10 protein-coding genes are annotated in these 14,200 nt (G+C 52.0%); 7 read left to right on the top strand and 3 right to left on the bottom strand.

Annotated elements, in window-relative coordinates; all coding sequences use genetic code 11:
- Positions 1-207: 207 nt before the first annotated feature.
- A complete protein-coding gene (locus tag CJF39_RS21700) occupies positions 208-759 on the top strand; it encodes a restriction endonuclease (RefSeq protein ID WP_249275411.1) in 552 nt (183 codons plus the stop codon).
- Positions 760-778: 19 nt separating this feature from the next.
- On the opposite strand, the gene CJF39_RS21695 is transcribed toward CJF39_RS21700, so the two are convergent.
- Positions 779-1,030, bottom strand: a complete 252-nt coding sequence (locus tag CJF39_RS21695) for a hypothetical protein (RefSeq protein WP_094995261.1) — start codon at positions 1,028-1,030, stop codon at positions 779-781.
- A gap of 13 nt (positions 1,031-1,043) precedes the next feature.
- Positions 1,044-1,451: a hypothetical protein gene (locus CJF39_RS21690; protein WP_094995260.1), complete on the bottom strand. Its 408-nt coding sequence runs from the start codon at positions 1,449-1,451 to the stop codon at positions 1,044-1,046.
- Positions 1,452-2,075: 624 nt separating this feature from the next.
- Here CJF39_RS21690 and CJF39_RS21685 point away from each other — a divergent pair.
- Entirely contained in the window at positions 2,076-2,408 is a 333-nt protein-coding gene (locus tag CJF39_RS21685; protein WP_094995259.1) for a hypothetical protein, read from the top strand.
- A 66-nt stretch (positions 2,409-2,474) separates the two neighbouring features.
- Here CJF39_RS21685 and CJF39_RS21680 read toward each other — a convergent pair whose 3' ends face one another.
- Positions 2,475-2,948, bottom strand: coding sequence for a hypothetical protein (locus tag CJF39_RS21680; protein WP_094995258.1), 474 nt, complete (start codon positions 2,946-2,948; stop codon positions 2,475-2,477).
- Positions 2,949-3,235: 287 nt separating this feature from the next.
- Here CJF39_RS21680 and CJF39_RS21675 point away from each other — a divergent pair, with 287 nt between their 5' ends.
- From CJF39_RS21675 to CJF39_RS21655, 5 genes are read left to right on the top strand one after another with little or no spacing between them, the layout of a single operon-like run.
- Positions 3,236-5,569, top strand: a complete 2,334-nt coding sequence (locus tag CJF39_RS21675; RefSeq protein ID WP_094995257.1) for a type I restriction-modification system subunit M — start codon at positions 3,236-3,238, stop codon at positions 5,567-5,569.
- Positions 5,569-6,939 (top strand): restriction endonuclease subunit S, encoded by a 1,371-nt coding sequence (locus tag CJF39_RS21670; protein ID WP_094995256.1) that lies wholly within the window; start codon positions 5,569-5,571, stop codon positions 6,937-6,939. Before CJF39_RS21675 ends, CJF39_RS21670 begins: the two co-directional genes overlap by 1 nt.
- On the top strand, positions 6,936-8,594 hold the full coding sequence (locus CJF39_RS21665) for a DUF262 domain-containing protein (RefSeq protein WP_094995255.1): 1,659 nt from the start codon (positions 6,936-6,938) through the stop codon (positions 8,592-8,594). Before CJF39_RS21670 ends, CJF39_RS21665 begins: the two co-directional genes overlap by 4 nt.
- Positions 8,587-10,677 carry a DUF262 domain-containing protein gene (locus CJF39_RS21660; protein WP_170942719.1) on the top strand — a complete coding sequence of 697 codons (2,091 nt, stop codon included), beginning with the start codon at positions 8,587-8,589 and terminating at the stop codon, positions 10,675-10,677. Before CJF39_RS21665 ends, CJF39_RS21660 begins: the two co-directional genes overlap by 8 nt.
- Positions 10,674-13,919 (top strand): type I restriction endonuclease subunit R, encoded by a 3,246-nt coding sequence (locus tag CJF39_RS21655; RefSeq protein WP_094995253.1) that lies wholly within the window; start codon positions 10,674-10,676, stop codon positions 13,917-13,919. The genes CJF39_RS21660 and CJF39_RS21655 overlap by 4 nt, the downstream gene beginning before the upstream one ends.
- Positions 13,920-14,200: the final 281 nt, after the last annotated feature.

The following is a 14,200-nucleotide window of genomic DNA, read 5'->3' as shown; positions in this document are numbered from 1 at the left end:
GCAACAAGTTTTGCGGCGATGGTCTCATTGGCCTGCGCTATGCGGTGCTTGCGACAATACTTTACGTACAGAGCCTAGGTTCCACTGGCTGCCAGTCAAACATAAACAGTTTGCCTGCAACACAGCAGCTAATGCAGGAATAACACTTTCTGGCCCCAAGCTGGACGGGCAATCTCTCAATTTTAAGGACGAAAAATGTTTCCACCCATGGCAAACCCCAATCTCGAAATCACAGCTGCCGAATTTGAGCGGTTGGTCAGGGACTGGATCCTCAAACAGGGTGGTGAACTGACATCGCTGGAGGTGAAGCACAACGTGAAGGTCGAGGCCTACGACTCAACCTACCAGATCGACGTGCTGGCGAAATTCCATGCCTTTGCGGGCGCCGAATTCATCGTTCTGATTGAGTGCAAAAAATACCGTAACGCAGTCGAGCGGGAGCTGGTTCAGGTACTGCATGACAAAGTGAGATCGCTGGGCGCTCATAAAGGCATGTTGTTCACCACGACAGGATTTCAATCCGGCGCGATAAAATACGCCAAAGCGCACGGTATAGCGCTGGTGTCGATAGTTGAAGGCGCAGCTACCTACGAAACTCGCTCCGCGTATCCAGTCGCGGCGCAGCCTCCAGCCTGGCACAACCTACCGAAATTTGCGCTCTGGCATGTCGGGGAGAATGACGCTGGAAGCATCTCGATGAAATCTCTAGGTCGTGCCGACACGGAGATCAAGGAGATCAAGGAGATGTTGGGTTATTAGTGCAAACGTGGGGCTCTAGCTACTGATGACCAGGAATGTGTGAGATGTCGGCTCTATTGTTCGAGGAGCGCCTTACTGGCTCCCCGGTAGGTGGATTTTCAATGACATCAATGGAGATACTGAGCTCTTGCTGCATGTGCTCAAAGACTTTTCCGAGACGTGGATGAGCTTTCGATTCTCGCAACGCGTTCAATAGATCCAGCAGCTCCCGGCCTTGGGCCACCGGCATTTGAATGTCGCAGTACACAGTGTCATCGTCGTCTTCTGCCATGCCCGTCGACTCCTCAATCTGTTCCAGGTTTGTTTCTCACAGCCCTATGCTGCTCCAAGTGGCGCATCTCTGCTTCCCACCTGACCAGGAATTTATCCCAGTCCGTGGCGTAAGGCCCCTCGACCACCCGTGTCGAACCGATGCTCGCCTGCTGGAAACGCTCCCTCCATGGCTGAGGAATGGTTAGTTCCAAGACTATGTCGATGCCGCAGTTGTGATGCTGCACCGGGACAGAGGCACGAACTTCATTGAGCTCGAGTGACTCACCCATTGAGGGCGTGCCGCTTCGCTCCTGGTCGTCGAGGTCATCAAGGATGGCTAAGGCGTCAGCTGCCTCGGGGTCACCTGGAAGGAATCTGGCAATCTCCCATAGCGCTCTCCGCCTAGTGTGCTCAAGCTTTCGGAGTTCATCGTGGGTCATTTCAGTCTCTTTCAGGTTGGTGGAAGCTGGGATGCGGTAGTGGCGTGCCGCCCTTGGCGGAGGGCTGTCGTGAACCGAGCCGTGACAAGCCACGTCTCGGCCCTACGGGCTTCCATCCTCACGCCTGCGCGCTCCGCTTGCTTGGTGCTCGCCTGGAAAGGGTAGTCTGGCGCAGCGAACCTGAATTCTGGCTGCGCTTTCCAGCGGGCAAGGCAAGCGTTGCACTCAGCTCGCAGGAAACCCACTTTTGCTACAACCTGAGGGGTTAGATCCAGTCTTCTTCACGTAAGTGACACATGTGATCTCTCCATTGGAACGTAGTCGTTGGCACTAACCTAGCGCAGGGATGAGTCACAATCCAGCCCTGGACGGCCTGCCTATGACATAGCTGACAGAGTGTCGCCCTACGAGACTCGGATGGGCTTGGACGAGCAGGCATGAAACACTGTATCTGAATCCTTTGCCGCATCTGTCCAGCGACCGAGATCTGAGCTATGGATAGCCCTTACCGGCCCTATCGCCAAGATGACCAGTGTTGCGCAAGCCTTCAGGTTCCCCACGATCCGAACGTAGTGCCTGACTGGTAGAATTAGGCTGGCTTCACATCATCTAACGAGAAATCACATGAACACCGAATTGAATGAGGAAGAGATGCGCAGCGCTCTCTTCGGCAACCCCACGGCAGCAGAACAAGTGAGTGCTACTCCGGTACAAGCGCCTATTCCGGATATCGCGCCTGCTCAATCGGTGAAGCCGCCGCAGCAAAAGAAAATCGCAAAAGCATTTACCCCAAGGCTGCGCGTTACATTGCGTGTGGGCAACGAATTTGAAGGCAAAACGTACGAGATGATTCACGAGGCCGACACCCTGAGCACTCTCCTGGCAGAGCAGGAAGCTGTTAAAGCCGCCAAGAAGAAATACAGGTATGTAGAAGTGGTTCCGGTCAAATCGATGTAGCGCAGCGAGCTTGTGACTGATCCATCGCCCCGAAACACTTTGAACCAGGGCCATGTTAACTCGGCCTTACCAGTCTGGCTCCGGTTCTGTGCCTAAATGGATCGACTTCACCAGCCCTCTCCGGTAATGCAACGGGGTCGCGTATAGCTCCAGCGACAGAAGCCTTTCGGCTGCACCGATCAATGAGCTCATACGCTCACGGGGCACAGATACGAAGACAGTCAGCCGCCTCCCGCTTGCTGTCATGGATCCGATGCCTCTGGGAGCTTCGGCGTCTTGAAATAGACGCGCGTCAGCATAGAGCTGACATTCGGCCTCTGGGTATTTGAAATGCTCTGGGTACACCACTACGCCTTTGAGGGTGAGGATCATGTGCTCACTGAAATGACCTTCATTTGCCCTGGAAAAGTCGGGACGCGCCAGGTTGAGCGACCAAGACATATCCCAACCCGAGACCTTGATTTGATAAAGCACCTGCTGCGACTCAAGCTTCGGACGGCCTCGTCGAGATTTGGGCTTCGGCTTCGCGGTTTTGGTCATAGTGACCTCTATTTGAAATCGGGCTTTGCGCTGAACACCATCCCGGCTGACCTCAGACCGTAAACTTACAGTCGGGTGGTGTGATTCAGCTCGCGTAGGCTTGTAGCGGTATACCAAGCTCGTAGCGCCAGTTATTCCCTCTTTTTCACCAGGAGCCGCTCGGTTCTTACGGAATTTCAGTCTCCGACTCAGCAAAGCGCTGCCGTTGCAGCATAATGCCGCCAAATCTTTTCAATCGTGCGGGTACCGTCAAAACAACTGCACAGCATCGCAAGGAAATTCTACGAATGTCGCAAGCCTCCAACAACCTGGCAGCTTACATCTGGTCTTTAGCCGACTTACTCCGTGGTGACTTTAGGCAAAGCCAGTACGGTCGCATCATTCTGCCGTTCACCTTGTTGCGTCGCCTCGAGTGTGTGTTGGAGGCAAGCAAGACTGCCGTGCTGACTGAGCATGCGCGCGTCCAGCAACTCAACATTCCCGAAGAGGCCCAGGAAAAACTGCTCCTGCGCGCCAGTGGCGGGTTGTCGTTTTTCAATACCTCAAAAATGGATCTGTCTAAGCTTGGTGAGGCCGGCATCAAGGCCAACCTGGAGTCTTATCTGCAGAGCTTTTCCAAGGATGCCCGAGAGATTTTTGAGCACTTCAAATTCACCGAGTTTCTCGGCCAACTCAATGATGCCAACCTGCTGTACAAGGTCGTGCAGAAAGTTCGGCAGACGGACTTAAGCCCAGCAGCTGTCTCCAACCACGACATGGGCCTGGTGTTTGAAGAATTGATCCGCCGCTTTGCCGAAAGCTCGAATGACACCGCCGGGGAGCACTTTACCCCGCGTGACATCGTGCGCCTAACCACTTCCCTGGTGTTTATGGAAGACGATGATGCATTGACCAAGCCCGGCATCATTCGCACCATTTACGACCCAACAGCCGGCACTGGCGGCTTTCTCTCATCGGGCATGGAGTACGTGCATGAGCTCAACCCACAGGCCGTAATGCGCGCTTATGGCCAGGAGCTCAACCCCGAGAGTTACGCCATCTGCAAAGCCGACATGCTGATCAAGGGCCAAGACGTCAGCAACATAAAGCTCGGCAATACCCTGTCGAACGATCAGCTGTACACCACAGAATTTGACTACATGCTCTCCAACCCACCCTTTGGCGTGGACTGGAAGAAGATCGAGCAAGAGATCAGCAACGAGCACACGCAAAAGGGTTTCAGCGGTCGCTTTGGTGCTGGCTTGCCACGGGTCAGCGATGGCTCGCTATTGTTTCTGATGCACCTAATCAGCAAGCTGCGCGATGGCTCGCAGGGTGGTGGCCGGATTGGCATCATCCTCAATGGTTCGCCATTATTTACTGGTGGTGCTGGCTCGGGTGAATCAGAAATTCGCCGCCACATTCTAGAGTCCGACTTACTCGAAGCCATCGTCGCGCTGCCCACCGATATGTTCTACAACACTGGTATCTCGACTTATGTCTGGGTGCTGTCGAACAAAAAATCCGCAGAACGCAAGGGCAAGGTACAGCTGATCAATGGCGTCAACCTGTGCGGAAAAATGCGTAAATCCCTCGGCTCCAAGCGCAATGAAATGGATGAAAGCGATATCGCTACGGTAATCCGCGCCTTCGGTAGTTTTGCCGCCGTCGATGCCTATGAGCTAGACAAAAAAGCCGTACAGAAAAGCAATCGCGGCCGCCAGGCTGCCAACCCCAAAGCCGAGGTCGCCAAGACCTTCGCCAGCAAGATCTTCAACAGCTATGAGTTTGGCTACCGCCGCATCAGCATCGAGCGCCCTTTACGGCAGTCCTACCAATTCAGTGACGCACGCATCGCTGAATGCCGCTACGCCTCCGGCGCCCTCAACAGTGCCATGAAATGGCTCTACCAAGAGTACAGCGCCTTAGAGGGTGAGGACTGGAGCGATGATGACACCTGTAAGCGTTACGGTGACCTGAGCGCACATGAAGACGCCATTCGCCGTTATTTCAAACTGCACTTCGCCGACCTGAAAGAGAAGCACATCAAGGATTTGCTCAACAGAACAACATGGCTGGATCAGAAGCGGCTTTTAGCCAAGGCACAAGGCCTGCAGGCCAGCATCGGCACTGCACAGCACGACGACATGAACACGTTTGATGACGCGATCAAGGCCGCCTGCAAACAACAAGGTATTACTCTGGATGCCAAAGACAAAAAGCAGATTATCGATGCGGTGAGCTGGAAGAACCCATCCGCCGCCAAGGTCATCAAGAAAGTTCACAAAGCGAAAGCCAATCCCCTATATGGCTTGTTCGCCGTCGACGGCGAGGTGCTGGAGTACCAAACCGATAGCGACCTACGCGACAACGAAAACGTCGCACTTGACCCGAGCCAGGGCGCTAACGCGATCAACGAAGCTTACTTCTATAAGGAAGTGCAGCCTCATGTGCCTGACGCCTGGATTGATGCCAGCAAGAAAGACGAGAAGGATCAGGAAGTCGGCATAGTTGGTTATGAAATCCCCTTTAACCGGCACTTCTATCAGTATCAACCGCCACGGGATTTACTCGAAATCGATACCGATTTGGATGCCGTGTCTGCAGAAATCATGCAACTACTGCAGGAGGTGCACTCCTAATGGTTGAAAAGTATAAAGCCTATCCAGAGTATAAGAATTCTGGAACTCGTTGGATGGGCGACGTTCCTAAGGATTGGAGTCTCATACCGCTTAAATATTTATGTCAGTTTAGTGGTGGAGGCACACCAAGCAAAGATAGTCCCGAATATTGGAACGGCAATATTCCTTGGGTTTCACCAAAAGATATGAAGACTTCCAGAATCACATCAACTATCGACAACGTTACGGAAAGGGCAATCAACGAATCCTCAACAAATTTAGTGGATGAGGGCGCTTTATTGGTGGTGGTACGATCAGGAATCCTTCAGCACTCAATACCGGTGGCAATAAATGATGTTCCTGTAACCTTGAATCAAGACATGAAAGCAATTCGCTTCAACGCTCGACTGAATGCCCAATATGCAATGTATGTAACTATTGGTAGCCAGGCAGCACTATTACTTGAATGGAGAAAGCAAGGTGCTACGGTTGAAAGCATAGAACAAGAGTATCTCGCGAATACGGTCTTCCCTGTCCCACCAGTCAACGAGCAAGACAAAATCACCAAATTCCTAGATGTCGAAACTGCAAAAATCGACACCCTGATCGAAAAGCAACAGCAGCTCATACATCTTTTAAAAGAAAAGCGTCAGGCCGTGATTAGCCATGCCGTTACCAAAGGTTTGAATCCAAACGCCAAAATGCGTGATTCTGGAGTTGAGTGGTTGGGGGAAGTACCAGAGCATTGGAAGGTTAGTAAATTCGGTTACGTCTCAATGGTCGTAAGAGGTGGATCTCCAAGGCCTGCGGGAGACCCTGAATTATTTAATGGCGATTACTCACCTTGGGTAACCGTTGCAGAAATAACAAAAGACGGTGAGGTTTACTTGACCGAGACAGAAACATTTTTAACCAAAAAGGGTAGTGAGCAGTGCAGAGTTTTCTCCTCAGGAACGCTATTAATATCAAATAGCGGTGCAACTCTTGGGGTTCCAAAAATATTATCCATTAATGCAAATGCAAATGACGGCGTTGTGGGATTTGAGAACCTCAAACTGGATCATGAGTTTTCCTATTTTTACTTATCAACTTTAACTGACGACCTCAGAGAAAGAATAAAGCAAGGCTCTGGCCAGCCAAACTTGAATACAGATATCGTTAAAAATATCGCCGTCCCTATACCTCCGAAAAGCGAGATCTCTGAGATAGTGACATTGATACGAAATACTCGAGAGCAATATGCAAATTTGACGACTAGAGCTACCGCTGCAATTGAACTCCTTCAAGAGCGCCGCACCGCCCTAATCTCCGCCGCTGTCACCGGTAAAATAGATATTAGAAACTGGGTAGCGCCGAAAGAAAGTCAAACAAACAAGGAAGTTGCCGCATGAGTGCATTGAGTGGCGGCAAGGCCATGGGCGCATTCTGCACTGCCTCCGCACTTGATCACCGTGAGCCTGCAAAGGCGGCCGTAACAGTTGCCACTCACAGACTACGGGAGTTAGTCGAGCGCCCCTTGGCCATCCCTGAGTACCAGCGCCGCTATTGCTGGGGGCCAGAGCAGGTTGCCATGTTATTGGCTGATATCGAGCAGCAGCTCCAGCCAGCCGAGGCAACCTCCCCTCAAGCACCGCTGTTTCTCGGCACGATAATCCTACACCAGGAACCCGCAGAGATTACAGGCACTAAAGACCATCTGGTCGATGGCCAGCAACGCTGTTTGACCTTGGTCTTGCTGTTGCAAGCACTGGGGAAAATTGAACCACTGGCAGTCAAACAACTGCTTCAAGCGGAATTCCCTGACAGTCAGTCGCAGCAGAGGCTGGCGGCCAACTTTCGGCAAATTGAACGCTATCTGGCTACTGAGCCCGGCAGCAAGTGGCAGATCGAGAAGCTGCTGGACAAGCTCCAGTTCGTGGTGATCAGCATCTCCTCGATTGACCAAGCTTTTGCCTTTTTCGATAGCCAAAATACCTCCGGCAAGCGCCTGAGCGATTTTGACCTGCTCAAGGCCCGGCATCTTCGCGCCGTGGTCTCGGACGCCAGTGTGGGTATTGGCTGCTCTAACCTGTGGGAGGCGTATGAGCGGCAAAAGGTCGGTAACGGCCAACGCCTGGCCTATTTCTTGACCGAGCAGATTCTGGCGCGCACGCGTTTTCGCCAACGTGGTAATAAAGTGGACGACTTGCAACTGGTGAAGGAGTTCGCCGTACAGGCACCGAAACCCACAGCCGACGGCCCTAAGACCATCCAGCTATCGCCGCCGACGGCCGTGAGTTTTTATCGCGACTGGAATGTTAGCCATGACGCTAACCACTCTGAGGCCGATGTGTTCACATTCACAACGTTGGTCAATGTGAATGGCTCGCAGGTTGCCGTCGAAGAGCGCAGCGTCTCGCGTCTACCGTTACAGCTGAATCAGCCGCTATTGGGCGGCGAGCAGTTCTTTTTTTATATCGCCAAATACACCGAGCTGTATAAACAGCATTTCCCGCTAGACATTACGTCAGGCAATTCAACGCTCGTTGAACCAGAGCAGCAGAATGCAACCCTACACGGGCGTTTGCTGCAGCTCCATCGTGCGGTTGAGCAAGGGCAGGATGCCGGCTATTCACGGTTAATCGAAATATGGCTGGCGATGCTAGTGTTTTATCTGGATCGCTTTGCTGAGGATGAACGCTTTGCCTCCTTTGCGACCTTGGCAGATCAATACGTGTTCAGCCTGCGCATTACCGAAGGCTCGTTACGCCGCAGTACCGTAGAAAATCATTTTGCAACAAATGAAATTTTCGCCGACCTGTTGCAATGCCCATCCTCACTGCAGGCCGTGGCTCTGATCGAAAAACTGAGTGGCACTCAGGCACAAGCGCTACTGAAATTTGAGCCAGCGCAGGTGGAAAAAACCAAAAAAAGGCCAGTGATACGACGTTATCTCAAGGCGTTCGCAAGCACCTACGCAGCTGGTAATAGCCCGCATTTGAATAGCCACACGTCTTTAGCGACTGTCTTGCACGCCAAGTTCTTCAAGGATGAGCAACATGCCTAATCGCGCCCATGAGCTTACGGCGAATAAATACAGTGCACAGCGTATGGTCAGCGGCAGTGAAGAGCATGCAGGACACATTCCTGCGCTGGACACACCCTTTCTGATTCCCATCTACCAGCGCATGTACACGTGGGAGACGCAGCACGTCGAGTGCTTGCTCCAGGACGTCTGGGAGGCTTACCAGCAGCAGTCAGACACCGAATATTTTATCGGCGCGGTGGTCGTCAGCCCAATTGATGATGGCCGTCTTGAACTCATTGACGGCCAGCAGCGCATGACCACCTTATGGCTTATTGCCTCCGTGCTGGTGACTGCACCGCTCGGTTTAAGCCTTGACTCGTTACCCAAGTGGCGAAGCTTTATGGCTGTCGGTGCCAAGCAACCACCAGTCGCCCGGTTAGATTTCTCTGGTCGCGAGCAAGACAAGCAGGCATTGGCGGCTTTCATGCGCAACTGGGGCTGCGACTGTGGTTGCGTATCGAGCACTGAATGCAATGGCTGGTTAAAAAACGAAGCTATGGTTGTTGCCCGCAAAACGATAATCAACTTCTTCAACAGACTGGCTAACCAGCCTCAGCAAGAGGAAGGTATGACAGGCGCTGGTCGAGTGCAGGCATTCAGTGACTATCTATGGGCCAAGGCCACCTTCGTCGTTACCAAGCTGCATCAAGAGACCGATAAGAATCGATTTTTTGACAGCATGAATAGCCGTGGCGTGCAGCTCGAAAAACATGAAATTCTCAAGGCGCGATTGCTCAACCAACTGCCAGAGGTAGAGCGACGGGTTTATGCTTGGGCGTGGGATCTGTGCGCAGACATTGATGGGTATGTTAAAAACAGCTTACAGGCCGAGCTCGACTATGGGCGGAGCGCACACCACATTGGAACTTACTTGCTGAATAAGGTAACTACCCGAAGTGAGGGCGGTACAGACTCTTTAGTAGAGGGTACACGGACATTAGCGCACATACTCAATACCCCAAATGCAAAAACAAACACTGTAGACACTGACGAAGAATTATCCACGAAGTATAAAAGCTTCGTTTCATTTCCAGTTTTTTTGCTGCATGTGTTGAGAGTGTTTGTTGGTGACTCCACACCTAGCAGTGACCATGCGGGTGTTTCGGTCGATCATAAAAAACTGCTTGCTGAGTTTGACGAGCATTTTCCGAGTAACCTCGAGCATCAGCACAAACCGTTTGGTGACAAGACGCAGTGCAAGGCGTTTATCCATTGTTTGCTGCGCTGTCGGCTACTCATGGACAATTTTATGATTAAAGGCCATGTTCATGAGAGCAGCCACGTGGCGACGCGCTGGGAGATTGCCTCACCATTAGCAGAAGCTTCCAAAAACAATCAGCGAACCAAGCGTACCGGCCAACACTGGGACTCCATCGGCATGCTGCAAAGCATGATGTATTTCAGTCAAGACTTGACCCGTGTGCCTTGGTTGACGGAAGCGCTGAAAGCATTATATGAGCCAGGTGCCCAACTTGATGACGCCAAGAACCTGCTGAATGGGCTAACACAGCAAGATGCACGTTATGCGCAAACGGTCGCCAGAGGCAAAAGCCTGCAGGAGATTTTGGGCGTGGGTGATACCTTTGCACTGTGTGACGGCCTAGGCACAGATACTCCGCATTATTGGTTTTACAAGCTTGAGTATTTACTCTGGGAGTGCTGGTTCAATGCTGACAATCCCGACAATAAACCTGTGAGACCAGAGATTTTGAAGGGTAGCGCCACTATTTTTCGTATGCGCCATGTTACCTCAGTAGAACATGTCAGCCCGCAAAGTAAAAACACAGGTGAAATCACTCAGCTGGATCGCTTTGGTAATCTTGCGCTGTTGTCCGTTGGCGAGAACTCGACCTATAGCGATAAAGACCCCGTTGAGAAAAAAGGAATGTTCAGGGCGGGCCTTAACAAAGGCATAATTCAATCATTGAAATTGGCGGATATATTTTCTTCGATAAATGACGATAGCGACTGGTGCGATACAGCCATGAAGAAGCACGAAACCGCCATGGCTGCGGTCTTGCTTGATGCACATCCAGAATTAGCGCAAGGAGCGACGCAATGAGCAAAGCCGGCGAACTGATGTTTCAAAACGACATGCTCAAGCATCTGGTCAGTACCGGCTGGTTGCTCGGCAAAGCCGAACACTACAACCGTGAACTGGCCTTGTACCCAGAAGACCTGCTGGGGTTTGTGCAAGATACTCAGCCCGAGCAGTGGCAAAGATTCTGCGCGCTCTACCCCTCCCAACCTGGGCAGCACTTTCTTGAGCGGGTCGACAGCCAGCTGAATAAAACCGACCCCAACGCCGCCAGTAAAGAGATGCGCACCTTCGGCACCTTAGGCGTGTTGCGCCACGAACTACGCCATCGTGGTACTCGTTTCAGCCTGTGCCAGTTCAAGCCTGAGCACGAGCTAAACCCTGACACCTTGATCCGTTATGCCAAGAACCGCTGCCGGGTGGTGCCGGAGCTGGTGTATTCACCTTGGGCCACACAAGAACACCTCGAACAAACCGGCAGCAAGGCCAAAGCCTGGCGAATCGACCTGGTGTTGTTTGTAAACGGTTTACCAGTAGCCACACTGGAGCTGAAATCCGAATTCAAGCAGGCCGTCCACAACGCCATTAAGCAATACAAAACCACCCGGCTTGCCACCGACCCGGTGACCAAAAAGCCCGAGCCGCTGCTGACCTTCAAGCGAGGCGCCCTGGTGCATTTTGCCGTGAGCCAGTACGAGGTCTATATGACCACGCGACTGGAGGGGACAGACACCTTCTTCCTGCCGTTTAACAAAGGCACCTCGGTCGGCGGTGCTGGTAATGATGCGCCGGCAGACATTAACCAGTACGCCACTGATTACCTGTGGAACGAGGTGTTGCTACCCAGTAACTTGCTCGCGATTCTCGGGCACTTTGTGCACCTACAAATTGAAGAGAAGGAAGACTGGCAGGGCCGTAAATACAAAAAAGAAAGCCTGATTTTCCCGCGTTATCACCAGTGGGATGTGGTGAATAAATTGGTCACTGACGCCCGCACTGAAGGCCCTGGGCATAAATATTTGATCCAGCACAGCGCCGGTTCCGGTAAGTCCAACTCGATTGCCTGGGTCGCGCATCAACTATCTGCGCTCTACGACGAGCAGGGCTGCAAGCAATTCAACTCAGTGATTGTGGTGACGGATCGCACCGTACTGGATGATCAGCTACAAGACACCATCAACCAGTTTGAACACGTCGATGGTGCCGTTGGCCGCATCAATAATCAGGAAGGTGACGGCTCCAAATCGGAGAAGCTCGCGGCCGCGCTGGAAAACTCACAGCCGATTATTATCGTCACCATCCAGACCTTTCCTTATGTGCTACGCGCCATCGAAAACAGCGTCAGCCTGAAAGAGCGCAGCTACGCGATCATTGCCGACGAAGCACACTCCTCGCAAACTGGCTCTACAGCGCGGCAGCTGAAAGAAGTGCTGATGATTGAGGCTAAGGCTGATGGTGAAGACGAGCTCAGCTCTGAGGACATTCTCGATGCCGCCGTGGCGTCACGTCGTGCGTCAAAAAACCTCAGTTATTTTGCGTTCACCGCCACGCCAAAAACCAAGACGCTGGAGCTGTTTGGCCGTTTGCCTAAACCCGCCGAACTACCCTCTAAAACCAACAAGCCTGAGGCCTACCATGTGTACAGCATGCGCCAGGCTATTGAAGAGGGCTTTATTCTCGATGTGCTGAAGAACTACACCAACTACAAGGTGGCCTACAACCTGGCGCAAAAAATCGACAAGGCGGATCAGGAGGTTGAAAGCAAAAAAGCCAAGGTCAAACTCAACCAGTGGGTGCGCCTGCACGAGTACAACATCGCGCAAAAGGTACAGGTAATCGTCGAGCACTTCCGTAGCAACGTAATGGGCCTATTGGGTGGACAAGCCAAGGCCATGGTAGTGACCAGCTCACGCAAAGAAGCCGTGCGCTATAAGCTGTGCTTTGACAAATACATCGTCGACAAGGGTTACCAAAAAATCCATGCCATGGTCGCGTTCTCCGGTGAGGTAGAGTTCAACGAGAAAGACCCGAACGCCGTGGCCCTAATCGGTAACAAATACACCGAGAGCAACATGAATCCCTTCCTCAAAGGCCGTGACATGCGCAAAGCCTTTGATAGCGATGATTATCAGGTGATGATCGTGGCCAACAAATTTCAGACCGGGTTCGACCAGCCCAAGCTCTGCGCCATGTACGTGGACAAAAAGCTCGGCGGCGTCGAGTGCGTACAGACCCTGTCACGCTTGAACCGGACGTATCCTGGCAAAGCAGCAGTAGGCACTTTTATCCTGGATTTCTTCAACGATCCACAAGACATCCTCGACTCGTTCCAGCCGTATTTTCAGACAGCAGAACTGGCCGACGTGTCCAATCCAGACTTGATCTTCGATCTGTTTGAAAAGCTCAATGCGGCGGGAATTTACAAGTCGAACGAGGTTGAGCAGTTCTGCGAAGCCTTCTTCGTCAAAAACAAAAGCAACGCGGCGATTGCCAACATTTGTAAGCCAGCAGTCGAGCGATGGACGAAAAGCTACAAGCTGGCGGTTGACGCCTACGCGCACTCGAAGGACATTTTTGAGCGAATTAAAAAGACGCAGGATGCAGTGTTGATCGCCAACGCTGAAAACGACCTGAAGGAATGCAAGCAAGCCAAGGATGCCTTGGACATCTTCAAAAAGGATCTCGGCACTTTCGTGCGCTTCTATGAGTTCATGTCGCAGATCGTCGACTACGATGACAAGCAGCTGGAAAAGCTCAGCCTATATGCGCGCAATCTAAGCCCAATGTTGCGCGAAACCGCCGTGGACGAGGATGATATTGACTTGGACAGTATCCTGCTCAGTCATTACCGGGTCTCAAAGATCAGCCAGCAAGACCTTAAGCTAATCGAGGACTCAGCAGACCATAAGCTTGTGCCTGGTGAGGGACTTGGTTCAGCTAAGGCGAAGGATAAAAAGGAAGAGCTGCTTTCTCAGATTCTAAACCGGCTCAACGAGCTATTTGTGACAGATCAGCTTACTGACAAAGACATGGTGAATTACGCCTACACCATCCGGGACAAAGTCAGTGAGAATCAGTTGGTGATGCAGCAACTGGCCAACAATACCGCCGAGCAAGCGTTACTGGGCAACTTTGCCAGCGCGGTCGATGACGCAATTATGGACAGTGGCGATGCTCACCAGAATCAGATGATGCAATTGTTATCTGACCCTGCTAAGGCTAGTAAATTTGCGCGAGTGATTTTTGACTTACTTAACTTGAAATGACTCCAATTGAGAGTCTCTTTGCGGGTGTTAAGTAATCAGTGACCGTTACTAATTTGAGTACAGTTCGTCTGTAGTACCGTCCGCAAAAATTATGGCTCAGCAAAAATTATTGCTGAGCCATAATATCGGATAATTCAGTTCTCGCCCCTTCACTAGGCATGGCGAATGGCGAATGGCGAATGGCGAATGGCGAATGGCGAAGCTCTGATCTTGCCCAGCAACCGTGGACACAGTTTCAAGCACTCATCCGGGCCTCGTAGGCTTGCGGGCTGATGTGCCCC

This window comes from Pseudomonas lundensis, assembly GCF_002269125.1.
GTDB lineage: Bacteria > Pseudomonadota > Gammaproteobacteria > Pseudomonadales > Pseudomonadaceae > Aquipseudomonas > Aquipseudomonas lundensis_A.
This window is presented reverse-complemented; position numbering and strand designations above follow the sequence as displayed.